Here is a 23,306-nt window from a genome sequence, read left to right as displayed (position 1 = left end):
CCGGCTTTTCAGCGCGACTCGCGCCAGCGCAGGACGAACTTTTCCTCGGTCATCGTCTTTGGCGACTTCTGTTTGGCAAACAGCGGGTCGACGGAGCGAAGCTCGCGGATTTTTTCGAGCGCGCTCTTGCCCGTCGCGAGGCCGTGGCGCGCGAGGTAGCAGCCGATGACGACGCCGGTACGCGCGTTGCCGTCCGAGCAGTGCACGAACGTCGGGCTGTCGCGGCCGTCGATTTCGGCGTCGATCGCGTCGAGCACCAGCTCCATGGCCTGCTCGGTCAGCGTGTTGGCGTCTTCGATCGCATAGCGCTCGATCTCGACGACGACTCCGCGCGACTCGCCGATTTTCTCGAGTGCGTCCTCGTACGGGTAGAAGTGTTCGCCCGGTGCGTGCTCGAAGGCTTCTTCCTCCGACATCAGGTTGATGACCGAGCGTACGCCCGCGTCGAGCAGCGCCGTCATGCGCTTCTCGGTCGCGTCGGCGTCCTTGCCGCCGGGATATGCTCCGGCGAGCAGACTACCGGGAATGACCCAGTAGGTACCGGGAAAAGGCGTGGAACTGTGATTGTCGCTCACGGGATTTTCGAGGACGCCCCCGCGTCCGAAAGGGATTGGAACGGGGCCTTTGTTACTTGGCCGCCGAAACCACGTCAAGCCGTCACCGCAGGGAATTGCGGCGCCATCCGGCCGTTTTTTCATACCCCTCCGGCCGGTGCAGGATGCGCGGGCGGGCGGATTTCCGGCCGCCACGGGTCTGTTGATTGCCGAAAAAGGGGAGCGTAAGGTCGCGCGTCCCGTCTGCCCGGCGCGACCACACAAGCGCGACCAGCGCGACCACACAGGAAGGAGGAACGCGATGAAGGAATACGGCCTGTTCATCAACGGTCAATGGGAGTCCGCCAAGGGCGGCAAGACCGCTCCCTCGATCAATCCGGCCACCGAAGAAGCGTGGTGCAACGTCGCGGTCGCCGACCGCGAGGACGCGCAGAAGGCCGTCGCCGCCGCGAAGGCCGCGCACGACAGCGGGGTCTGGCGAAACAAGTCTCCGCAGGAACGCGGCGAAATCATGCAACGCGTGGCCGCCGCGATGTTCGAGCGCCAGGACGAGCTGGCCGCGGCCGAAGTCCAGGACGGCGGCGGCACGATGCGCAAGGCCATGAGCATGGACGTGCCGGGCGCCGCGCAGACGTTCTTCCACTTCGGGTCGTACATCACGGGCGACGAGTACAAGTCGATGCTGCAGGAGGAGTACGACGAGGTCGTTCCGATCCCGAGCAGGAACCTCGTCGTGCGCGAGCCGATCGGAGTGACCGCCGGGATCACGCCGTGGAACTTCCCGATGATCATGGGCGCGTGGAAGATCGCGCCTTCGATCGCGGCCGGCAACTGCTGCGTGATCAAGCCGGCGTCGGTGACGCCCGTTTCGACGCTGCTGCTGGCCGAGATCTGCACGCAGGCCGGGGTTCCGGCCGGCGTCGTCAACGTGATCAGCGGCCCCGGCGGCACGGCGGGCGAAGAGCTCGCGACGCATCCGGATGTGGGCAAGGTCGCGTTCACCGGTTCGACCGAAGTCGGCCGCCGCATCATGCAGCTCGGCGCCGGGACGCTGAAGAAGGTGACGCTCGAGCTCGGCGGCAAGTCGCCGAACATCATCCTGCCCGACGCCAACATCGATACCGCGGCGCTCGGGTCGCTGTTCGCGACGTTCATGCACCAGGGACAGATCTGCGAGTCGGGCACGCGCATTCTCGTGCACGAGAGCGTGCACGACGAGTTCATGGAGAAGATGCTCGCCGGCATGGGCCGCATCAAGATCGGCGACACCATGGATCCGACGACCGGCATGGGACCGCTCGTCAGCAAGTCGCAGCGTGAGACGGTCGAGAAGTACGTGGCGCTCGGCAACGAGCAGGGCGCAAAATGCGTTGCCGGCGGCAAGCGGCCCGAGGCCATGGCCAAGGGCTACTACTACGAGCCGACCGTGTTCGACGACGTCGACAACAAGATGCGCATCGCGCAGGAAGAGATCTTCGGACCGGTCGTCTCGGTGATCCGCTTCAAGGACGAAGACGAAGCGGTGCGCATTGCGAACGACTCGGTCTACGGGCTCGGCGGCGCGGTGTGGTCGGAGAACACGGACCGTGCGATCGCGCTCGCGCGCCGGATCGAGACCGGCACGGTCTGGATCAACGACTATCACATGATCAACCTCCGGTTCCCGTTCGGCGGCTACAAGCAGAGCGGCGTCGGCCGCGAGCTCGGCAAGTGGGGCCTGGCCGAATACCATGAGATGAAGCACATCCACGTCGGCGAAAGCACCGGTCCGGAAGGAAAGTTCTACTTCCAGATGCTGCTGAACTGATTCTCTCGGGCGGGGTGCTGCTTTTTCGGCGGCGCCCCGCTTTTCTTACGGTCCATGACGACAATTCGCATTTCCGCGGCGGCCGCAGAGGTGGTCGCGCGCGTGCGTGCCGAGCGCAGCGGGCCGCTTACGTTCGTGATCGACGGCGGGTGCTGCGAGGGCGCGGCGCCGCATCTCTACGAGGATGCAGTCATCACGTCGGCTGCGCGTCAGGTCGGCGAAGTTTCCGGTGTTCCCGTTTACCTCCAGGCCGCGATGATCGGGCCGTATGCAGATGCCGATGTGGTCATCGACGTTGTCGACGAGCCGCTGTCCGAGGCGATGTCGCTGGAGACCGGGCTCGGCGTTCGATTCGTGCTGCGAGAAGCCGCGGCGGCCGAGGCGGAGGCGCGGGCGGCCGGGCGTTTGGCGTAGGTCGAGTTTGTGGCGGGATCGTTCGCCGCAGCCGATGCGCACGCATTTGCACTCGGCGCGGCGGCGGTGCGATAGACGCGCACGCATCTGGGACTCGCCACGTCGGTGGCACCACGGATGCGCACGCATCTGCCGCGTCAACTTACGCAACGGCGGTCAGTAGTCACATCCCGCGATCGACTGCGACACGTCCGCCCTGGATCACCGCCTGCATTCGATCCGGATTCTCGAGAACGGCGATGTCCTCGAGAGGATCACCGTCGATCACCAGCAGATCGGCGCGCGCGCGTTCCCGGATGACTCCGATCTCACCCGTCGCGCGCAGGATCTCGGCGTTGACGACGGTGGCGGAGCGAATGATGTCGGCGGCGCCGAGCGCGCGCCGGCGAATCGTGAACTCGCGGCTCTGCTGATCGTGCAGCTCTCCGAGAAGATCGGTGCCGAATCCCATCGGCACGCCCGCCGAGCGCGCAATCTCGATCGACTCCAGGCCCGCGGTAAGAACCTCTTTCAGCTTGCGGCTGCTCTCGGCCGGGAGACCAAACGCACTGCCCAGCTCATCGAGCGCGAAATACGTGATCAGCGTCGGCACCAGGTACGCGCTGCGCGACGCCATCAGCTCAGCCGTCGCGCGGTCGATGAGATTACCGTGCTCGATGGTCCGCACTCCGGCTTCGACTGCCCGTCGAATCGCTTCCGGCGTGTAGGCGTGCGCCATCGCATAGGTTCGCCACGACTCGGCCTCTTCGACGATCGCGGTCATCTCTTCACGCGAATACTGAAGGTTCCAGATCGGGTCCGTCGGCGACGCGACGCCGCCCGATGCCATGATCTTAAGCTGCGTGGCGCCGCGGCGAAGCTCTTCGCGCGCTGCCCGGCGCACGGCATCCACGCCATCGACCACGTGCGAGAACGCGCTCGAATGAATGGTGCACGCGCACATTGGCGCGAGGTCGCCGCGCGAGCGGAAATCGCCGTGTCCGCCGGTCTGGCTGAGCACGCGTCCGGAATAATAGATGCGCGGACCGGGAATCAGGCCTTCCGCGACTGCTTCGGCAAGTCCGCGGTCGGCGCCGCCGGCGTCGCGCACCGTCGTGAATCCGCGCGCCAGCATCCGTTCAAGAATGCCCGCCGCCTCCAGCGCCCGAAGCGTCGTCGGCTTGGCCTCGAGTGAAGCGAAATTGATCGTCGTGATGGCGACGTGGACGTGAGCGTCGATCAGGCCCGGCATCAGTACGCGTCCGCGGCCGTCGATCGTGCGAATAGCGTTTCCCGAAAGTGGGCGGTCCGAGATCTCGACGATGCGTTCCGCCTGGATGCGGACGGAACCGTCTCGGTACGCTCCGGTCTCGGTATCGAGGATACGAAAGTCGTTGAGGATCATGCCCGTCACGTGTCCGCTTCATGAAGGCGCGCGGAAGTTCTTGCAAGCGCTTGGGCGGCACGCGACAGAACGGCCTACTGACGGACCGCGGCGGCGCCGATCACGTCAACTGTTTCTCGAAGACGACCACCGCAGCGTGCGCGTACGTGCTCGAAGCGCGCCGCGCGTCAATCGGGAAACGGCTGCGCCGCAGCTGCGAGGCGGCTGCCTTCGAGCAGCGCCTCGAATTCTTCGCCGAGAACCCGGCACGCCGACAGCGCCTGGTTCCAGCGTTTCTGGCGCTCAGCCGTCTTGTGCGTGACGAAGTCGTCGCGATCGGGAACCTTCGCGCCGGGAAGCGTCGCGACGAACTCGGCGGACGGTGCAATGAACACGGTACGTTCGAGAAGCCGGCCGCGCGCCTTGCGCCACGACAGCGGCTTGTCGAACCACCCCGGCACGATGCGATCGAAGAAGTGCGGGTAAAGGATGAGGCCGGGCGGCGCGTCGAAATCCATTGCGAAATGATAGTCGGTGATTCCGCCGTCGAGATAAAAGCCCGGCGGCGCGCCCGGAATGTTTTCAATCGCCGCCATCACGAGCGGAATCGAGCCGCTCGCGAGAGTTGCTTCACGAAGATTGTTCTTGTCGAGCCGGACGTGGCGCGTCGCAACGTCGCGGAAGCCGAACTCGGGCGCATCGCACGAGTGAAAGATCACGCGCTCGAAGAACGCACCGAGAAGGCGCCGCGAGATCGCATTGGCCGTTGCCGCGGCGCCGAGGCCGAGCGCAAGCCGCGGCTTGCCATGCGTCGCCAGCGCACGCCGGCTGCGCACTGCGCCGACGTGCAGTCGCATCGTCGGATGGCGCAGGACTTCTTCGGTGCCGGTCTCGCCGATCATCACGTCGAAGATGCGGCGGCTTACGTCGGTAACTTCGGCAGGAGTCGGCTTGGTTTCGTACGCCTGGCCGACGTACGCCTGTTCGAAGCGCTCGAATGCGGCAAGCGGATTCGTCTGCGCATGACAGGTGTGGCGAAACGCGCCGATCGACGTGCCGAACGCATGAAGCGGCGCCGTGCGGCCGGCGACGAGGCGGCGCGCAATCACGCGATCGAGAGAGGCGAGCACGAGCCACTTCGGCCCTCCCGAAGCTCCGAGAAGCGTCGAGAAAGCGTCGGCGCGAAAACCGTCGCGCTCCAGCGTGGCGAGCGCTTCGCGGCCGGCGCGAACCGTAAGGGCAGGGCCTGTCGGCTTCATCCGGCTTCGAAAGCCTCAATCCGACGGCCAAAGCCAACGCGGTAACTGCGTGCGATGGCGCTGAGCGCCCGGACGAAGGATCCGGGTGTCAGCCCGCGCCCGCCCGAAGCCGCCGCAGCAGATCAGCCGTGGGGTACGCGTCTGCGGGCAGTCCGAGTTTCTTTTGCGCGTCGCGCACGGCGCTGCGCGTCTGAAGGCCGAGCACACCGTCGATCTTGCCGATCTCGTAGCCTCGCTTCGCAAGCTCCGTCTGCAGCGCCTTTGTCTCTTCGAGACTGAGCGACGGAATCTTGCCGGCGACATGCATCTTCGGCTGGCCGTCGATCCGGGTTGCGAGGTAGGCGGCCGTCGTCGCGTACACGAGCGACTGATTCCACTTGAGATAGACGCGCTGGAAGTTCGCGTAGGCAAGGAAGGCCGGTCCATGTCGGCCCATCGGCAGCAGAAGGGATGCCGGCAGATCGTCGCTCGCAAGCGCGCTTCCGTCGGCGCGCGAAACTCCCCAGCGCGCCCACTGCGAGCGCGGATGTTCGATGTCGAGCCCGCTTTCTTCCCACGGAAGCTCGGCCGGCACGCGCACTTCGTCGAGCCACGGCTCGCCGCGGCGCCAGCCGAGCTTGGCCGCATAGTTCGCAGCCGATGCCAGCGCATCGGGCGTGCTGCGGATGAGATTGCGATGACCGTCGCCGTCGTAGTCGACCGCGTAGTCGAAGTAGTGCGTCGGCAGGAATTGAAGCTGGCCGAGCTCGCCCGCGAACGGACCTTTCATCTGATCGAGCGTGAGGTCCCCGCCCTGCAGCAGGCGCAGCGCGGCCAGCAGCTGCTCGCGGAAAAGCGCGGGGCGGCGGCAATCGTGCGCGAGAGTGGTGAGTGCGCGAATCGTCGGGACGTCGCCCATGTTCGAGCCGAAGTCGGTCTCGAGCGCCCAGAACGCGACGATCACGGGCGCCGGCACGCCGAAATCGCGATCGATGCGCGAGAAGGTGGCAGCGTTCTTCTCGATGCGATCCTTGCCCTGTGCGATGCGGTAGCCTTCGGCCATGCGTCCGGCGAACTCGACGAAGCTCTGCGCGAAGACGTGCTGGCCGCGGTCGGCTCGCAGCACCGCGGGATCGATCTTCATCAGTGGAGCGGCGTGCGCGAGCGTCTGGCTGGTGATGCCTTGCGCGAGCGCTTCCTCGCGAAACGCTGCGAGCCAGGCATCGAACGGGCCGCCACATGGGGCAGGTTGGGCGAGCGCAGAGGATGCGAGTGCGCAGACGAGTAGGGCGCTGAGCGCGGAGAAGCGGAGCATTGACGGTGGTTGATGGAGGAGGAGATCGGATTCAACTGCGGGCCGGATCGGTGCGGTGTGCGATTGTGCGGACATTTCGGGTTGCCGCTCCGCCGTATCGGACCTATATTCGCGGCGCTTCGACGATTTCGACGACTTCATCGCCTTGGGGGCGATATGGGTTCGACGAGGGTCATGAAGCAGGAGCTGCACGCCGAGCGCTTTGCCGACTCGTTAATCCGGTAAAAAACAACGTAACTGCGGATAACACCGATTACGCTCTCGCTGCCTAATTAGGCGGCGAGCGTCCTGCCCGGGCACTCCCAATGCGCGGAACAGGGCGTAACAATTTGGGATAGGGATCCGGTGCTTCGCCTTCGGGCGCCGGCTCGAAACAGTAGACGGCTGGTTCGTCGGGAGCCTGTGTCGGGGCGCTCCGCCGAATGAGATAAAATCCGACACTAAGCGTGTAGAGGTTTTTGTGGATTGCTTTCGGACGGGGGTTCGATTCCCCCCGCCTCCACCAACTCCACTCTGTGACGGTTCGTGACAAGAACCGTCACAGTGGGAAAAACAAAGGACTTTTACGCCGTCCGCTGAAAAGCCTCTGTGACAGGGGAAAACGCCTCAAGCCCCTCTACGCCGCATTCTAGTGCAACATCCGGGTGCAACAGGATTCGAGCCCTCAGCCGGGTCGAATGCCCGGAATTCCGGGAGAGTCTCCATCGCCTCCGCCCCGGCCAGCATTCCTGCGTCCGTATACACATTCATCGTCAGTTGGAGGTCGGTGTGGCGGGCGAGCTTCTGGGCTACCCTCGGAGGTATCTTTACCACCGAAAGGATCGTCACGAAGGCCACCCTGAGAGCGTGCCGATCAATCGTTCGGCCTCGCTGGTCCGGTGAGTAATCGATCCCAGCACGCTCGCAATCCCTGCGAAACCTCTCACGGGTCGGGGTGCTCTTGAATACGCGGTCCGAGTCCTATGGCGCTACGTTCCTGAAGAGCACGAGTAACAAAGACGGAGCGGCAGCCCGCATGACGGATTTTGAAAGGTGGCTCTCAGGGCAGCGGCTTGGCGATGCGAAGATGTCTTCGGTCCTCAAAGCTCAGCTAGAGAAATTCCTTTTTGAAGGGCCGCTGAATCCGTTCCCAATACTGGAAGAGATTCGATTGCTAGAGGGAATCGATGAAGAGACGAGTCGGACAGGTCCATCCAGAGAGTTCGCCATCGGTCCTCTGGCGGGGCTCATGTACAAGCACTTCGTCAATGCGAGATTCATTGCGAAGAATGTGCAGAGCCATTGGACGGACAAGAAACTACTTAAGATGATGGGAGGGAAGGTGAGCCAAGCGGGTCCAGTTGACGATGATGCGGAGCGAGCTTGGAAGCTGGCTGGCGAGATAGCGAGGGAATACGTTTTGGGAGCTTACGGGAAACGTGAGAAGTCGCATTCTCTGACCGGTGAATGGCTTATCTACAAGCGCCTTGGATCTACGAACTACTATTTGACTTGCGCTGGGCATGACGAAGATCAGCAAGAGATCCATGGGCGCATTCTGAGGGGCGCAGCCGCTGATTTCCCGGAGCTTGAATTGTCCTGAGGGTCTCACGGTGTGAGACGTGCGAAGCTCCGAAAACTAGAGGAAAGAAGCCGCGTAGCTCTGGCTCAGATCGAGTTCCATGTTGCCAAAGGCTTCCGCCATTCCCCCGGACAATTCGAGATTCGTGGACTCCGAGAGATACTGGTCGAACAGATCGAGAAGTGGGATGGCGTGCTGCACGCTAGCTTCAATGAAGCGTTCGAATGTTTCGGCACCCATAACTGACCAGTTTTTGCTGACTCCATGAAGCGGGAAATCTGAGTCGCGGTCTGCAAGCGCGTTCGCAAGTTCGGCAAACATGAATGGCGCCTCTCCGGTAACTCCAAGCAGTCTGCGGGGATACTTGCGAGCTCTCTCAAGGTCAGAACGGTATTGAGAGTAATCTCCCCGACCCGCCAACACTTGGTCGAGCTTTCCGTCCAGTTTTGTGAGTGCTGACCAGAGGTCGCTATAGTTGCTCTTGATATCCTCGTCCCGCAGTTCGAAGCGGGTGTTTGGCAACATCCTACGAAATTTGATCTCAATGCCGAGAACCATTGGGTGCTCCCCATGGTCGATAATGGTGAGGTCTGGGCCAGCAATGTTCCCCTTGCCAGTCGCCCACTTCTTTTCGGGGATCACTAAAAGTGTTGGAGCGCGAGCCGAAAGCACCCTCCGAAAGTACAATTCAAGGCAGTGCCCTCGAACCCTCTCGTAGGACTCACGGCAGAGTTCATTCAAGGAGAAATGAACAACACTGCTCAGGGCTGCGCAGAACTTGCGTGCGTTCGGAATCACAAAAAAAGCGCCATCGTCCGCCAGCACCACTGGGAACCGATCCAAAGGGGAGAGGCGATGTCCTTCTGGGCCAAGATTGAAATGCGGCAACTCGTATAGCTTGCGTAGATCGTCAATTAGGCCGGAGAAGACTCTTAGAAAGGGTTCCGCTTTACAGGATAGCCCGGCGTTGGTGAGCATCCGTTCGAAGGCTGAGCGGTGAATGGCGAGGTCAGCGACTTGAGCGCCCGCTTGTCCAACGAGTTTGTATAACTGTTCTGCCTGCCATCGTTGCTTCTGGAATGATGGCGGCGTTGGTACATGGGTTAGGAAAGTTTCGCCCACTCTTGTCAGGTAGCTTAGGAGAAGAGTGGCCGCTCGAATCAAATTTGACGGAGACTCGCCCAGCGCCTGCTGAGCAGCCTGCGGGAAAGACTGGGCAACATTCTGGATTTCAGGCGGTAGCTCTTGCCAGTGGTCATGGGGAAGTCGTTCGGTCACGGCTAGAAGCTGGCCGAGTGCGATCCCTTGATTCTGCTGGGGTCGAATCTGAACATATGCGAGCCGAGAGAAATACTTTTGCAGGTCGTAGAGCATTTCCTGTCGTGGCCGATCCGATGAAATCTCGTCAAGCCGATGATCGTCTGAAGCGGTCAAGGCTCCATTGAGAAGTATGGGCAGATCCTTCGGGATGACTGGCTCGTCCTTGTACCATGCCGACCTGCTTCGAATCGCTGCCTCCGCTATCAGCCGAGTCTTCTCGTTGTTCAGGCTTGGGAAGAGTGGGCTGCTAGAGTGTCCCGCGTATTCGAGGGCAGAAAGAAAGGAAGCGGTAGTCAGGGCGCTGCGTAGACTCTTTCTGTTGAGGCGACGAATCGCATCATCGAAGGTCGTGTCAGCCCCTTCGGCAATCATTTGCTCGCCATCCATGTCGCCCACGCCTGAAGGAGACCAACGCCAATTAATGCTACGGTCAAGAGCAGCATCCGATTCGCACTGCGGGTGTTGTCTCCATGTCTTCGTTCGTCGTGTTCAAACTGGGCAAGGGTAATGAGCGCCTTGGGCGCAAGCGAGTAGTTGCCGCCATGGTCTCGGTGCAGATCGCCTCTCTCCACCAAAGCGTCTAGAAGCAAACGGTAGTGTTTCGTTGCTTCGATGTGATCAGGGTGCAGATACGTCCGCATTCCGCCTGAGACATGGGCGACAAGGGAATGCGGCGCGGTCTTGAAGGAAGGCTCAGCATTCGTCAGCTTAACGAACTGACGTAGCAGCGACATCAATTCGAGTCGGATAAGCGGCTTGCGATTGAAGAACGACTGCCGAAGCCTTCCGACCCCTAGCTTGAAAAAATCGTAGCCGGATAGACCTTCGAGTACGTACTGCCGGATGCTGTCGTAGTGGAAAGCATCCAGTCCGTACCAATGCTGAATTTCGACGTGCGAACCGTCAATTGAAGCGTAAGGGACGCAGACCTCGATTGAGTACGTTCCGTTGTCGAGACGTTTGCCAACGACACCCTGATCGCCCGCTTGGTGACACCAGACCTTCAGGTTTTCTTCAGCGACAGTAATCCAGACGGAAAATGAGTTTACGGCTTTCCCTTCCGGTCCGCTTCGCGGCACGGAATCCGTTGCGCACCTTCGAAGAGTGCGTTTGAGAACGAACCGTTTCCAGAAGTGAGACATACTTCAGATGGAACGCAGCAACTGAACAGCGTCGGTAACGTCCTTAGTCGTGTCGAATTGCGGCACTCGTTCTCCAGCGCCTATTCTCTAAGCAGGCCCTGAGCTAGAAAAGCGGGCCTGTGCAGCGGCTATCGAGTAGGCGCTGTAATCCCGGCTCTCTTCTCGAATCGCCCGAATAGCAGAAGGCTTGGATGTTCCCCGATGTGCTTCCGTCCGCAGGTACTACGTGATTAGGAGATAGGACGAGTTTGCGGCTTTCAGGGACGGAGGATGCGATCTCAGCGTCGTCCTTCGTTCTACTTCTGGCCTCATGTTCAGTTGGTAGTTGCAAACCTCTCTTGAAAGTCTGCAATAATGTTCGGTGGAATATCGAGCTTGGTGAGCAGGCGCGACAGTATCGTCAGTTCGAGTAAGCGAGATATTCGACTTAGATCAGGGACCCCAAGCTTTCCTAACAATATCTTCGGCTTCTTGACGTGGGCAATTTCGTCTCGGAGTTGTCCAACCGCTTTTCCGAGGTCCGAGAGTCCAGCGTTTGCGAAGAGCGCAGCGAGCGTATTGCGCATAGGCGCAGAAGCATACGTGACAAGTGCGTACTCGTACTTCTTTTCCTTGTTCCCGGCTTCGTAGCTGATCGATTCCAGCTGCGTGCAATATAGAATTAGTTCCCCGTGGAGATCGTGCAGCGTCCTAAATCCCGTCTTCTGCTGTAAGCTTGTGACGAGCGTCGTATTCGCCGCTGGTCCAGCTACCCACTTTGCAATGATCTGGTCCAACACGATCTTGGAGTTAGTAATCGGCATAGTGTGATTCATCAGGGGGCGTCGGCAAAGCTTCACGGTTCGGGTGTCGAGTCTGATGTAGGGATACACACGAAGGGAAGGGGCAGGTTCGTCTGCGCCGAGCCGTCTGACCTGTATCGTTTCTGGATGGACTGGTCGGTACGTCAGGACAGCAAACAGATCAGCCAAATTTGTCATTTCCCGATAGGCGTCGGCCAGCGACAAGCCCGTATGAAAATTCAGCCGTACACGGTAGGCGAACTCCTTTCGCACCATGGGATGAAAGTCTGGATACTTTTTCTTCAAGCTGCCGAATGCAGCTTTAAATTCCTCCAAGGCCGAATCGTTCTCGCTGTAGAACTCGGTTAGATCGGGAGAAAGGTAATTGAAGATCGCACTGTTGCGAACCTCAATCGAACCGAAGCTTGTATCGACCTTTAGAAGCGGCTCTTGGGAAAACTTCACATCTGACACGAGGCCGTAAGGGTAGAAAAATTCTTGAAGGTTTGTGAGCGTGAACGACAGTTGGTCGAACCGAGCGGTCGGTTCAACGCATTCATCAAGAACCATGAAACGACAACCAATCTTCCCATTGCCGAAAAAGCTGCTGATAGCGTCCCTTCTAAAGTCGGCAAAGAGAGTGCAGTGTTCTCCAGAAGCTAAGTAGCCATGCAGTATTTGCGTTTCGGGTGGTTGGATTTCTGCTCCAATTCCGTATGCGAGTTCCAATCCGCTGTCAGGTGCGTAGTTGAGTTCTCCAAAAAAACGCTTCTCGTAGGCACCGGGAGCAAAGAACTCTCCTAGCCACCGCTTCTCTTCGAAGAGATTCATTTCTGTGATCGGCATAACGCGCTGGGTAAAAGCGTGATGTCTCAGCTCGTGGGCGCGTGAAACCGAGCAGCAGGAGTGTCGCAGCGGAATAGCTCTGCGAGAAACCTGCTGGCTTGGTCGTGGATAAGCCGCGCAATGGCGTCTGTTGTCATAAGCCCGTCAAAGTAGGTGCCATATGCAGCGAATGTCATGTCTACCACGTCGTTGCGGAGTATTTTCGCCTTCGCGTTCTGACGCCCACCTGTTCTCTTTCGCTCGAGTTCGAGGAGAAAGGAGCAGAGCGTCCAGCGAAAGATGAAAGTATTGGGGAGTTCTTCGAAAGGCGGTTTCTGCGTAGTGGCCGGATGCTCCACGAACAGAACCTTTGATATCTGAATGACAACGGTGACCAGCCTATCCAAGAACTCCCACGGCAACGGGCCCCCCGCTCGCAGCTGTTGTAGCTCGGCATAGGAGAAGTCTTTCGAAAAACGTCTGAAGTATTCCTCAGAACTAACCGCAGGCGAGAGCATCGTAGCTAGATGAGCTGATGCGGCGGTGCCGTACTCGAAAATGCTGCGCTGAACTGTAGCGTCGCCATTGCGAGCCAGATCCAAGTAGCGAACAAAACGCTCAAAGCCTCCGCTCGTCTTCGTGTCGATCATGCGGTCAGTAAGACCTGACGGGTTCCCGCTGAGAGCGCACACTCTTGTGGTACCGATTAGAAATAGCACTTGACGGGGGAAGTGCCGTAGCACCTCCATTGAAGCAAGGAACGTTACTAGGGAGTCGCCATTGTGCGCTTCCATCCAAGCATAGTCGGTCAAAACAGCGAAGTTCGCTGGTGATTGCGCAAGAAATTCTCGAAGCTGAGGGCTTCGCAATCGGTTGCTGTCGATAACGAGTTTCACGGATCAGACGGCGAGCGCGAAGACGAAGAACGTTCGGCGCTCCGATACAAGATGCGCTTTGCGATGGTAGGAAGCGAAGCCTGACCACTGCATTGCCGACAACCCGTGCCGTAAGGTGGATGAATGGGGCCGATTGGCGAACGCGGACAATGCGAAAGGATTCAGCGTAGCCGGTCGAGCATCCTAGAGACCTGTACCGGTCCCCACTGCTTGCCAGTGCGAGTTCGGTGCCCGGTCTCATTCAGCCGCTGAGCGATAGCACGAAGAGTGAGACCATCTTTGGCCAGAAGCTGTGCGAGTGTGGCGGCGTAGCGACTTTCCTCAATAGCCTTTGCCTTCATCGCCGTGGCTCCCTTGATCTGAGCGTGACGAGTCAGGTTTCCGGGCGTTCCAAGGCGGACACCACGACGCTTGGCCGCGCCTAAAGCATCTTTGGTGCGAACCGAGATCAGGCGGGCCTCATGTTCCGCTAAAGCTGCGATTATGTGGACGGTCAGCTTGTTGGCATCCGGCATATCCACGGCGACAAAGTCCACCCCAGCCTCCATGAGTTCGGCCACGAAGCGGACGTTTCGAGCGAGACGGTCGATCTTGGCGATAAGAAGAACCGCCTTGCGAGCTTTTGCCTCCCGCAGGGCCTCAGCGAGCTTGGGGCGGGCTTTCTTGCCGGTTCCAGTCTCCGTCTCCACGTACTCCGCTATGACGCTCAGACTGGCTGCCTTGGCGTAAGTGGTGACTGTTGACTGCTGGGCGTCGAGTCCGAGTCCACTCGCCGCCTGCCTCTGCGTTGAGACCCGGAAGTATGCGACCGCTTCTTGGCGATGGGTGAAGGGTCGAGAACTCGTCATTCTCAGGCTTTGTAACAGATCTTAATCGGGCGGTCAAGGACTGTAACGGCCAGAAAGGCACCCAACTGCGGGCATCGACTGCTGGGCGCGTATAGTTTGCCCCGATCTGAGCTTGGCCATCAGCCGGAACGGTCAGCAGAAGTGAAGGGAACACAGTGTTCGAGCAAGCTTTCAAAAACATCGATGACGTTCTCCGAAAGGAGGCCGGATGCACCACGGAACTGGACTATTCGGAGCAGACCTCTTGGCTGCTGTTCCTGAAGTACCTCGATAATCTTGAGCAAGACCGGGCTGACGAAGCCGCTCTGGCCGGAAAGAAGTACAGCTACATTCTCGACAGGCAGTATCGCTGGGATTCTTGGGCTGCACCGAAAGGAAAGGACGGCAAGCTCGACCACAACAAGGCGACGACCGGTGACGACCTAAGAGATTTCGTCAACGGAAAGCTCTTCCCGTATCTCCATGGCTTCAAGCAGAAAGCCACGGGTCCGAATACCATCGAGTATAAGATCGGTGAGATATTCGGGGAGATCAAAAACAAGATCACCAGTGGCTACAACCTCCGGGAGATCATTGACCACATCGATGAGCTTCGCTTCCGTTCCCAAACCGAGAAGCACGAGCTTTCGCACCTCTATGAAGCGAAAATCAAGAATATGGGGAACGCCGGTCGAAACGGCGGCGAGTATTACACCCCACGTCCACTGATCCGGGCGATGGTGAAAGTTGTAGACCCGAAGATTGGGGAGACGATTTATGACGGTGCTGTTGGGTCAGCAGGATTTCTTTGCGAGTCCTTCGAATACCTGAAGCGCAAGGGGAAGCTCACGACCAAGGACGTTACGACCCTCCAGAAGAAGACCTTTTACGGCAAGGAAAAGAAGTCTCTCGCATACGTCATCGCCATCATGAACATGATTCTTCATGGGATTGAGGCACCGAACATCATCCACACGAACACGTTGACCGAGAACCTTGCCGACGTTCAGGAGAAGGATCGCTACGATATCGTACTGGCCAATCCCCCCTTTGGCGGCAATGAACGGAAAGAGGTCCAGCAAAACTTCACCATCAAGACCGGGGAGACAGCTTTCCTGTTCCTCCAACACTTCATCAAGATGATGCGGGCTGGTGGGAGAGGGGCGGTGGTCATCAAGAACACGTTTTTGTCCAACGGCGACAACGCTGCGGTGAGCCTTCGGAAGCTTCTTCTCGATAGCTGCAATCTTCACACTGTTTTGGACTGCCCGGAGAAGACGTTTCAAGGGGCCGGTGTGAAGACCGTGGTCCTATTTTTCGAGAAGGGCCGGTCGACACGGAAGATCTGGTTCTATCAGTTGGAGCCCGGTCGAAGCCTTGGAAAGACGAATCCGCTGAACGACGACGATCTGGCCGAGTTTGTAAAGCTACAGAAGAACTTTACCGATTCACTGAAATCCTGGACGGTTGAGGCCGCAACCATTAACCAGAAGACATTCGATTTGTCTGTGAAGAACCCGAACGGTGGTGAAGTGGTCACGCACCGAAGGCCGAAGGACATTCTTGACGAGATTGCGGCGTTGGATCGGCAGAGTGCGGAAGTGTTGGCGGGGATTAGGGCTCTATTGTGAAAACCGGATGGCCAACGGTTTCAGTCGGTGAAAGCTGCGCCATCAGCAGCGGTGGCACACCTTCACGTAGTAATGCTGCCTTTTGGAATGGCAGTGTCCCGTGGGTTTCAGCCAAAGATCTAAAATCGGACGAGATTCAAGACGCAGAACTTCATATCTCCGAGAAGGCGCTACGTGAGTCTGCGACGAAGATTGCCCCAGAGGGATCTCTTTTAATCCTCGTGCGAGGAATGGGACTGGCCAACGGAGTACCGATTGGCGAGGTCGTTGCACCCGTTGCTTTCAACCAAGACATTCGAGCCATCAAGCCACCGAAGGAGGTAGTTCCTCGGTTTCTACTGCTAGCCCTCCGACACACGCTAGGTAACGGTGGCCGAGAAAGCATCATCAGTTCTGCCGCACACGGTACATTGAAGATTGACGCCGATATGCTGGCAGGGATTCGCTTCCCGGTGCCTTCGCTTGCCGAACAGCAGCGCATCATCGGCATTCTCGACAAAGCTTTCGAGGCTATCGCCACCGCCAAGGCCAGCGCCGAGAAGAACCTTCAAAATGCTCGTGCGGTTTTCGAGAGCTATCGAGAGTCCATGTTCTCGCACGGTAAGCGAAATTGGACGGAAAAGACCCTCGATCACTTGGCAGAGAACCTAGACAGCAAGCGTGTCCCGATCACTAAGGCTGACCGTAAGAGCGGTGAGTATCCATACTACGGGGCGTCCGGCGTAGTCGATTACGTTGATGACTACATCTTCGATGACGACGTTCTACTAGTTTCGGAGGACGGTGCGAATTTGTTGGCAAGGTCGACGCCCATCGCCTTCTCTGTGACGGGCAAGTGTTGGGTAAACAATCACGCACACGTTCTGAAGTTCGATGAGCTTGGGACTCAACATTTTGTCGAGGCTTACCTAGAGAGCATTGTGCTCGATGAATACATCCGGGGTGCGGCCCAGCCCAAGCTAACGCAGGGCGCACTGAACAGTATTCCCATCCCTATGCCGAAGGACATTGAAGAACGGCGTAGAGTTGTTGACGAGTTGAAATCCGTCTCGCAGGAGACAGGCAAACTCGACGCTATCTATGAGCAGAAGATCACCGCTCTTAATAACCTGAAGAAATCTCTCCTTCACCAAGCGTTCTCAGGCCAATTGTAAATGATGCAACTCTCCACAAGTCAGATTGAGGCGCTGGACGAGGCAGAAACGCTCATGGTCTGCTGCGACTTCTGCCCGTACTTGGATCTAAAGGCGCTTCTTCATGATCGCTCTGAAAAGGCCTGCAGGAAGTTTAAGCAACTCTTTACCGGCTACTACGGATTGAATGTCGGTGGGCTTACTTCCGACTTCAAGGACCGCTACTTTCAGATTCTCTTCGATCCTCCTCTCGTTGAACCTACTGCCACACCAGACGTTGCGTCGATACTAGAAGAATTAAGCGAGTTGCCACGTCGCAAAGGAGACAAGGCTCTGCCGTTTTCGTTCGTCTCCAAGCTGGCAAACATCCACAGCGACACCAGTCCGATATTCGACAAGCACGTCCTAGCCTTCAGAAGCGGCAAGCGTCCTTCACGGGATTTGTCGAAGGCTGAACGAATAGGGGTTTTTCTTGACCTTCTGAAGACAATGGCGACGGATTACACGGCTTGGGCCGCACTACCGGAAGTCGCTGGCATACTCAGGCGGCTGAAGGAGCGTGATAGACGGTTGACGGATTGCAGCGAAATTCGTCTTCTCGACTTTCTCGTATGGAAGGCCGGAAAAGTCGCCACTATGAACCGGTGAACGAAGCCGAGACCAGAGCCGAACACGTCGATCCTGCCCTCAAGGAAGCAGGGTGGGGTGTTGTCGAGGGCAGCAGAATTCTCCGAGAATACTGCCTGACTCCCGGTCGAATCGAAGGGCATGGCCGTCGTGCAAAGCCCGGCATTGCCGACTACGTTCTGGTCTACCGCAACCACAAGCTCGCCGTCATCGAAGCCAAGGCATGGGAAAAGCCGCTCACGGAAGGAGTCGGACAGGCCAAAGACTACTCAGGGAAGCTGGCTGTTCGCTTTGCTTACTCAACTAACGGGCAAGGCATCTACGGAATCGACATGAAGAACGGGAAGGAAGGCGACATAACTTCTTACCCGACACCCGTTGAACTCTGGAATCTGACGTTCTCTGAAGCCAATGCATGGAGAGATCTTTTTGCTGCTGTTCCGTTCGAGGACAAAGGCGGATCTCATCCAAGTCGTTACTACCAAGATGTCGCTGTGGAACGAGTCATGGAGGCTATTGCAGAGGACAACCAACGCATCCTCCTGACCCTCGCTACTGGAACCGGGAAGACTTTCATCGCTTTCCAGATAGCTTGGAAGCTCTTCCACAGCCGCTGGAGTCTGACTAGAGAGCCTAGTCGTCGCCCTCGCATTCTGTTTCTGGCTGACCGGAATATCCTCGCCAACCAAGCCTACAACGCATTCTCAGCCTTTCCCGAAGATGCGTTGGTAAGGATTGATCCGGCTGATGTCCGCAAGAAAGGCAAGGTTCCCAAGAACGGCAGTCTGTTCTTCACGATCTTTCAGACGTTCATGAGCGGTCCACCCAAGGACGGCCATCCCTCACCCTACTTCGGAGAGTACCCACCTGACTTCTTCGACTTCATTGTCATTGACGAGTGTCATCGAGGCGGGGCCAACGATGAGAGCAACTGGCGAGACATCCTCGAATACTTCTCACCGGCTGTTCAGCTTGGACTCACGGCGACCCCGAAACGCAAGGATAACATCGATACGTACAAGTATTTCGGAGAGCCGGTCTACATCTACTCGCTGAAAGACGGCATCAACGACGGCTTCCTGACGCCGTTCAAGGTTAAGCAGATCGCTACGACCATCGATGAGTACGTTTTTACGCCTGATGACGACGTTATTGACGGCGATATCGAGGAAGGGAGGCGGTACGTCGAAAGCGACTTCAACAGATCCATCGAAATTCGAGAGCGTGAGGCGAAACGAGTCCAGATCTTCATGGAGCAGATCAATCAGAACGAGAAGACTCTGGTGTTCTGTGCAACTCAGGAACACGCACTGCTGGTCAGAGACCTCATCAATCAGATCAAGACGAGCAAAGATCCGAACTATTGCGTGCGAGTTACGGCGAACGATGGTGCTTTGGGGGACCAGCACCTGAGGGACTTCCAAGACAACGAGAAAACGATCCCGACTATCCTGACGACCTCTCAGAAGCTTTCGACTGGTGTGGATGCTCGGAACGTCAGGAACATCGTCCTGCTTCGACCGATAAACAGCATGATTGAGTTCAAGCAGATAATCGGACGAGGGACGAGGCTCTACGACGGGAAAGACTATTTTACCATTTGGGATTTCGTGAAGGCCCATCACCATTTCAATGACCCGGAGTGGGATGGGGAACCGCTTGAGCCCGAAGAGAAGACGCCGAGGGGCGAGCGGAAGCCACAGGAGCGAGACCCGGAAGTCGAGGAAGAAGGGGCGAAGTACGAGAAGCGGCAGCGAGTGAAGGTCAAGCTGGCTGACGGAAAGGCTCGCAGCATCCAGCACATGATGTGTACGACCTTCTGGCACCCCGATGGCACTCCAATGTCGGCCCACCAGTTCATCGAAATGCTCTTCGGCCAGCTACCAGAATTCTTCAAAGACGAAGACGAGCTTCGAAGGATTTGGAGCGACCCTGAGACCCGAAAGAAGCTGTTGCAGGGGTTGGCAGAAAAGGGGTTCGGGGCCGAGCAGCTTTCGGAGATGCAACGGATCATCGACGCGGAGAGGAGCGACATCTACGATGTTCTTGCCCACGTTGCTTATGCTGTAGCTCCCGTGACGCGTGAGGTCAGGGCCGAGAATGCCAAAGCGCAAATCGATGGGCACTTCACGGACAAGCAGAAGTCATTCCTCGACTTTGTTTTGTCTCACTACGTTTCGGTGGGAGTTGAGGAACTGGAACAGGAGAAGCTGACCCCTCTGCTACGACTGAAGTATGGGGCGATCCATGATGCCTTGACTCACCTTGGTCGCGCTGAAGACGTTGGCAAGATGTTCACTGGGTTTCAGAAATATCTCTACGAACGTCTAGAGGTGTCGTGAGAACTCCCAACACTGGACGGTGCAAGTCTTTTCTCTCAAGGTGCCGCTAAGAGATGAATATCCAATTCGAACCTACTAAGTCGTTTTGTTATCGCTTTGCGCGGTACGAACTGCTCGATGAAATCGCCAAAGAACCCGAAGCGGTCTCTGGCATGGTGTTCAGAATGCTGGATGTGTCGAAGCGGGTTATCGAGCGACATCTAACCCCTCAGCAACTGGCTATGGAGATTCCGGCCGCAAGAGCGGATCGAGTTGAGCCCGTGTATCGCGCTCTAAAGTTCTGGGTCGCATACGAAGCAAAGCACCTAGCCGGGTCGCCTTTTGTATGGTTGGGCAACAAGGGCACGTTTCGTCTCAAGTCTGACGCCGATTTTCAGCAGGAGATTGAGGAAGCCGAACTGGAGATTGAAGATGATGGTGACGATGACGACCAAGTTGTTGAATTCGATGGTTGGATCTACGCCTTCAGCTTTCCGGTTCTTGTGAAGGAAGGCGCAGCCTTTCCAATAAAAGTGGGCAAGACGATCAGCGACGTGGAAGGGCGCGTAAACTACCAATGCAGAAGTAGTGCAGTCTTCGACAATCCGAGGATCTTGGACCGATGGCAGGTCAAGCGAGTCAGTGCGGTGGAGTCGGCCATTCACGCAACGCTCAAGAGCCGTGGCAAGTGGCGAGAGAACGTTCCCGGCACAGAGTGGTTCGACACGACGATCAGCGAAATCGACACCATCGTGAAATTTGTAACCCAGTCATAGGAGCGTAGGTTGCAGGTTGCGCTAGACACTTCGATCCTACGCCAAGATCCGCACCGAAAGGGCGTCGAGTTCGTTACCTTCACGCGCTTGGCGAAAGAAGCTGCATTTGTCGTAACAATTCCGGCAGTGGTGCGAGTAGAGTTTTTGTCGCAGCAGCAGGTGCATTTCGCAGACAAGCTAACTCGTTTACATTCTGCTGCCGGATCGCTCGCAAAGCTGCCAGCGTCGTCACCAGTGGCCGTTCTATGCGCCGGAATAGTGGGAAAGAAGCAACACAACGCCGATGAAGTAGCGAAGGCCGTAACGGATGAGTTTGACGAGTGGCTTAAAGACATCAATGCCTCCGTGCCCTTCGTGCGAGATCACCATGGCGCGGCGGTGATCGAAGCCTACTTCAAGGGCAGTCCGCCATATAAGAAAGCGAAAGACCGAGAGGGATTCCCGGACGCTTTTATTGTCGAGAGTCTACGTGACGTTGCGTTAGCACATGGAGACCTGTCGCTAATCTCGCATGATAAGAAGATGCGGGAGTCATTTGCCGGTAATCCGAAAGTTACCTGCTATGCAACGTTGAAGGAGTTTCTGGGATCGCCCGTTGGCCAAGATCTGATCCAAGAGAGCAATGCACGAATTAACTTCGAGAGATTGGTTCCTTTGCTGGCCGCTAACTCGGGACGGCTCGAAAAATTCCTAGCGACGAAGGTAACAGGGGCACTTCTGGGCGTCGTCAGTTGGTCCAAGGTGGAGAACGAGGAAGCTAATCTGGAGTGGGACTTAGAGCCGGAACCGGGAGAAACGCAGTTCGACTACGATGGTGCGCAGTATTACGGCAACGGAGTCTTTGCGCTGCCTTTTGAGATCAATACTTCAGGTACACTTAGTTACCCGCTCTCTAAGTCCGACTATTATGCGATGCATGATGATGAGACGAAGTTTATCTCGGTCACCGACTTGAACGATCATTATTTTGAGGCCGAGGAAAGCGAGGTCCCGATCAACGTAGAAGGACTTTTGGTAGTAACCCTCGACAAGCAGAAGCTAGCGGTTGAGGATCTCGATGAGTCTGAACTCGTTGCTCTCTTAGAGGCGTCGAATATGTTCATCGATACTGTAATCAGAGCTTGGGTTTCAGAGGACTAGGTAAATTGCCCTATGGACGAGGCTGAGTTCCGGCAGCTTTTGGCGGTTGGTCACGAACTTTCCGGCATTGAGTTTAAGAGCGGTGGATCACGCTCTGAAGCTTCTCTTCTTCCCAAAGTTGCCAAGGCGGCAATGGCGATGGCGAATAGGAGAGGGGGTGGAAAGATCGTTGTGGGCGTTCGAGAACACGGGGAGCGACTGATCGCAGAAGGAATTGCTGCCGCTGATCTGGGATCTTGGCAGTACGACGCAGTTGTCGGAGCCATGGCGAGATATGTCGATCCTCATGTTGAAGTCCGAGTCGAGCGGCTCACAGTTGACACCCTCGATTTTATAGTAGTCCTCGTGGAAGAGTTCCAAGACGTGCCGGTATTATGCAAGCGAGACTATCCCGGTGAGCTTAGGGCCGGTGCTTGTTATGTGCGGCGACGGGGACGAACCGAGACAACCGAGATCCCGAATCACGCGGAAATGAGAGAGCTACTTGACCTCGCAGTGGAGAAGGGCGTGCGACGCTTTCTCCAGATGGCGAGTCGAGCCGGAATTAGCGGCTCCGCTGTTGCGTTACAGACGAACGAGTCTCAGTACGATGAGCAACTGGAAGACTTCGACGCATGAGTGTCGCTGAGAAGATTAGGACTCACGGCTACTGGAGAGTAGTCATTCGACCAAAGCTCTTTGTTCCTGACCGAATTGAGAGCATTTCAGACTTGTTCCCACTCGTTCAGCGGTCGTCAATTCAGATAAGAGGTTGGGATTTTCCGCACATAGATCAACGCCATCCTCCAAAGATAGGTGAGAACTGGGTTCAGCAGGACATCGAGTGGGAGCATCATCTTGAACGCTGGAGAATCTTCCAGAACGGCCAGTTTGCTTATCTGAAGGCTTTCAATCTGGACTGGGCAGAAGACACCGCCAATTGGAGTCCACGACCACCCAAGCCGCCTCGTGATGCGTTGATTGGTATTGGCGACACCATTTATCGTTTTACGGAGATATTTGAGTTCGCTTCAGCCATCTCACTGACAGCGGCAGGGGACGAGCAGATGTTCGTGCAGGTGGGGTGCCATGGAATAGAGGGTCGTGAGTTGTGGGTGGATGGCCATGGTCGAATGCCGCTTTTCCCAGCAAGGCGAACTGACTTGCGGCAGTACGTTAAGGAATCAAGCTTTGATCGCAGCTATCTCGTTGCGGAGAGTAGGCAGATTGGTCTGAAGTGGGCTAGGGAACTGTTTCGGAGATTCGACTGGGACCCCTCGTTGGATCTGCTAGAGGGCGTAATACCTGAGATTCGGCGCAGATAGGTTTTGAGCAGAATCCAGCCTCTTGGTGGTTACCGCAGTCTTGGGGATAGCTGCAAACGCCCCTGCCGCCTCTCCACAGCCATTAGAAAAGTCCGGTGCCTGTCAACCGGCTACTTCGCTTCCGGCAACTACTGCGTCCCCGACGCTAAGGCGCGATTCGCACTTCCGAAAGTCGGGTCGTGTCCATCCGGCTACTTTTCTAGCGGCAACTATTGCGTCGCCCAATCGGATGTCAGCAAGCAGGCGATTCCCCGGAACGGCCCTTGTCCGGGTGGCTATTTCCCAAGCGGCGACTATTGCGTTTCTGACAAATGAACGGCTTGGGAGTCC

At 57.5% G+C, this 23,306-nt stretch carries 20 protein-coding genes and 1 other RNA gene; 12 read left to right on the top strand and 9 right to left on the bottom strand.

The features are described 5' to 3' along the window. Positions 1-8: 8 nt before the first annotated feature. A complete protein-coding gene (locus VN634_15050; GenBank protein ID HXC52201.1) occupies positions 9-575 on the bottom strand; it encodes a tyrosine-protein phosphatase in 567 nt (188 codons plus the stop codon). A 280-nt stretch (positions 576-855) separates the two neighbouring features. Here VN634_15050 and VN634_15045 point away from each other — a divergent pair, with 280 nt between their 5' ends. Next, entirely contained in the window at positions 856-2,361 is a 1,506-nt protein-coding gene (locus VN634_15045) for an aldehyde dehydrogenase family protein (GenBank protein ID HXC52200.1), read from the top strand. Between the two features lie 54 nt (positions 2,362-2,415). Beyond that, complete coding sequence (locus VN634_15040) at positions 2,416-2,775, top strand: DUF779 domain-containing protein (GenBank protein HXC52199.1); 360 nt, start codon at positions 2,416-2,418, stop codon at positions 2,773-2,775. Positions 2,776-2,938: 163 nt separating this feature from the next. On the opposite strand, the gene VN634_15035 is transcribed toward VN634_15040, so the two are convergent. The 3 genes from VN634_15035 to VN634_15025 form a co-directional block, all read right to left on the bottom strand. Next, the gene (locus tag VN634_15035) at positions 2,939-4,159 is read right to left on the bottom strand and encodes an amidohydrolase family protein (GenBank protein HXC52198.1); all 1,221 of its coding nucleotides are present in this window, start codon (positions 4,157-4,159) and stop codon (positions 2,939-2,941) included. 167 nt (positions 4,160-4,326) lie between these two features. Next, the gene (locus tag VN634_15030; GenBank protein HXC52197.1) at positions 4,327-5,397 is read right to left on the bottom strand and encodes a hypothetical protein; all 1,071 of its coding nucleotides are present in this window, start codon (positions 5,395-5,397) and stop codon (positions 4,327-4,329) included. Between the two features lie 88 nt (positions 5,398-5,485). Further along, positions 5,486-6,691 carry a lytic murein transglycosylase gene (locus tag VN634_15025; protein ID HXC52196.1) on the bottom strand — a complete coding sequence of 402 codons (1,206 nt, stop codon included), beginning with the start codon at positions 6,689-6,691 and terminating at the stop codon, positions 5,486-5,488. A 147-nt stretch (positions 6,692-6,838) separates the two neighbouring features. On the opposite strand from VN634_15025, the gene ssrA reads away from it, so the two are divergent. Continuing rightward, positions 6,839-7,196, top strand: a transfer-messenger RNA (tmRNA) gene (gene ssrA / locus VN634_15020). Between the two features lie 510 nt (positions 7,197-7,706). Then, positions 7,707-8,273: a hypothetical protein gene (locus VN634_15015; GenBank protein ID HXC52195.1), complete on the top strand. Its 567-nt coding sequence runs from the start codon at positions 7,707-7,709 to the stop codon at positions 8,271-8,273. A gap of 36 nt (positions 8,274-8,309) precedes the next feature. Here the strand turns inward: VN634_15015 and VN634_15010 are convergent, their stop codons facing one another. From VN634_15010 to VN634_14990, 5 genes are all read right to left on the bottom strand, one after another. Next, positions 8,310-9,959 carry a hypothetical protein gene (locus tag VN634_15010; GenBank protein ID HXC52194.1) on the bottom strand — a complete coding sequence of 550 codons (1,650 nt, stop codon included), beginning with the start codon at positions 9,957-9,959 and terminating at the stop codon, positions 8,310-8,312. Continuing rightward, positions 9,941-10,651 (bottom strand): hypothetical protein, encoded by a 711-nt coding sequence (locus tag VN634_15005; protein ID HXC52193.1) that lies wholly within the window; start codon positions 10,649-10,651, stop codon positions 9,941-9,943. The genes VN634_15010 and VN634_15005 overlap by 19 nt, the downstream gene beginning before the upstream one ends. A 377-nt stretch (positions 10,652-11,028) precedes the next feature. Beyond that, positions 11,029-12,327: a hypothetical protein gene (locus VN634_15000; protein HXC52192.1), complete on the bottom strand. Its 1,299-nt coding sequence runs from the start codon at positions 12,325-12,327 to the stop codon at positions 11,029-11,031. Between the two features lie 41 nt (positions 12,328-12,368). Then, entirely contained in the window at positions 12,369-12,971 is a 603-nt protein-coding gene (locus VN634_14995) for a hypothetical protein (protein HXC52191.1), read from the bottom strand. 407 nt (positions 12,972-13,378) lie between these two features. Further along, a complete protein-coding gene (locus tag VN634_14990) occupies positions 13,379-14,065 on the bottom strand; it encodes a recombinase family protein (protein HXC52190.1) in 687 nt (228 codons plus the stop codon). A 155-nt stretch (positions 14,066-14,220) separates the two neighbouring features. On the opposite strand from VN634_14990, the gene VN634_14985 reads away from it, so the two are divergent. From VN634_14985 to VN634_14950, 8 genes are read left to right on the top strand one after another with little or no spacing between them, the layout of a single operon-like run. Beyond that, entirely contained in the window at positions 14,221-15,675 is a 1,455-nt protein-coding gene (locus VN634_14985; GenBank protein HXC52189.1) for an N-6 DNA methylase, read from the top strand. Continuing rightward, a complete protein-coding gene (locus VN634_14980) occupies positions 15,672-16,829 on the top strand; it encodes a restriction endonuclease subunit S (protein HXC52188.1) in 1,158 nt (385 codons plus the stop codon). The genes VN634_14985 and VN634_14980 overlap by 4 nt, the downstream gene beginning before the upstream one ends. Next, positions 16,830-17,456: a hypothetical protein gene (locus VN634_14975; protein ID HXC52187.1), complete on the top strand. Its 627-nt coding sequence runs from the start codon at positions 16,830-16,832 to the stop codon at positions 17,454-17,456. Continuing rightward, positions 17,453-19,777 (top strand): DEAD/DEAH box helicase family protein, encoded by a 2,325-nt coding sequence (locus VN634_14970; GenBank protein HXC52186.1) that lies wholly within the window; start codon positions 17,453-17,455, stop codon positions 19,775-19,777. The genes VN634_14975 and VN634_14970 overlap by 4 nt, the downstream gene beginning before the upstream one ends. A 53-nt stretch (positions 19,778-19,830) precedes the next feature. Further along, a complete protein-coding gene (locus VN634_14965; protein HXC52185.1) occupies positions 19,831-20,532 on the top strand; it encodes a GIY-YIG nuclease family protein in 702 nt (233 codons plus the stop codon). A gap of 9 nt (positions 20,533-20,541) precedes the next feature. Next, positions 20,542-21,672 (top strand): PIN domain-containing protein, encoded by a 1,131-nt coding sequence (locus tag VN634_14960; protein ID HXC52184.1) that lies wholly within the window; start codon positions 20,542-20,544, stop codon positions 21,670-21,672. Between the two features lie 12 nt (positions 21,673-21,684). Continuing rightward, positions 21,685-22,290 (top strand): RNA-binding domain-containing protein, encoded by a 606-nt coding sequence (locus VN634_14955; protein ID HXC52183.1) that lies wholly within the window; start codon positions 21,685-21,687, stop codon positions 22,288-22,290. Then, positions 22,287-22,976 (top strand): hypothetical protein, encoded by a 690-nt coding sequence (locus tag VN634_14950; GenBank protein HXC52182.1) that lies wholly within the window; start codon positions 22,287-22,289, stop codon positions 22,974-22,976. The genes VN634_14955 and VN634_14950 overlap by 4 nt, the downstream gene beginning before the upstream one ends. Positions 22,977-23,306 lie beyond the last annotated feature (330 nt).

Source organism: Candidatus Limnocylindrales bacterium (assembly GCA_035571835.1).
Classification (GTDB): Bacteria; Desulfobacterota; Binatia; order UBA1149; family CAITLU01; genus DATNBU01.
The sequence above is the reverse complement of the archived record's forward strand: the minus strand, read 5'-3'. Positions and strand labels throughout refer to the sequence as shown.

Excerpts from the sequence above, each read along its gene's own strand:
- VN634_15045 (HXC52200.1), top strand. The coding sequence starts at position 856 with ATGAAGGAATACGGCCTGTTCATCAACGGTCAATGGGAGTCCGCCAAG.
- VN634_15040 (HXC52199.1), top strand. The coding sequence starts at position 2,416 with ATGACGACAATTCGCATTTCCGCGGCGGCCGCAGAGGTGGTCGCGCGC.
- VN634_15035 (HXC52198.1), bottom strand. The coding sequence starts at position 4,159 with ATGATCCTCAACGACTTTCGTATCCTCGATACCGAGACCGGAGCGTAC.
- VN634_15030 (HXC52197.1), bottom strand. The coding sequence starts at position 5,397 with ATGAAGCCGACAGGCCCTGCCCTTACGGTTCGCGCCGGCCGCGAAGCG.
- VN634_15025 (HXC52196.1), bottom strand. The coding sequence starts at position 6,691 with ATGCTCCGCTTCTCCGCGCTCAGCGCCCTACTCGTCTGCGCACTCGCA.
- VN634_15015 (HXC52195.1), top strand. The coding sequence starts at position 7,707 with ATGACGGATTTTGAAAGGTGGCTCTCAGGGCAGCGGCTTGGCGATGCG.
- VN634_15010 (HXC52194.1), bottom strand. The coding sequence starts at position 9,959 with ATGGATGGCGAGCAAATGATTGCCGAAGGGGCTGACACGACCTTCGAT.
- VN634_15000 (HXC52192.1), bottom strand. The coding sequence starts at position 12,327 with ATGAATCTCTTCGAAGAGAAGCGGTGGCTAGGAGAGTTCTTTGCTCCC.
- VN634_14995 (HXC52191.1), bottom strand. The coding sequence starts at position 12,971 with ATGATCGACACGAAGACGAGCGGAGGCTTTGAGCGTTTTGTTCGCTAC.
- VN634_14990 (HXC52190.1), bottom strand. The coding sequence starts at position 14,065 with ATGACGAGTTCTCGACCCTTCACCCATCGCCAAGAAGCGGTCGCATAC.
- VN634_14975 (HXC52187.1), top strand. The coding sequence starts at position 16,830 with ATGATGCAACTCTCCACAAGTCAGATTGAGGCGCTGGACGAGGCAGAA.
- VN634_14965 (HXC52185.1), top strand. The coding sequence starts at position 19,831 with ATGAATATCCAATTCGAACCTACTAAGTCGTTTTGTTATCGCTTTGCG.
- VN634_14955 (HXC52183.1), top strand. The coding sequence starts at position 21,685 with ATGGACGAGGCTGAGTTCCGGCAGCTTTTGGCGGTTGGTCACGAACTT.
- VN634_14950 (HXC52182.1), top strand. The coding sequence starts at position 22,287 with ATGAGTGTCGCTGAGAAGATTAGGACTCACGGCTACTGGAGAGTAGTC.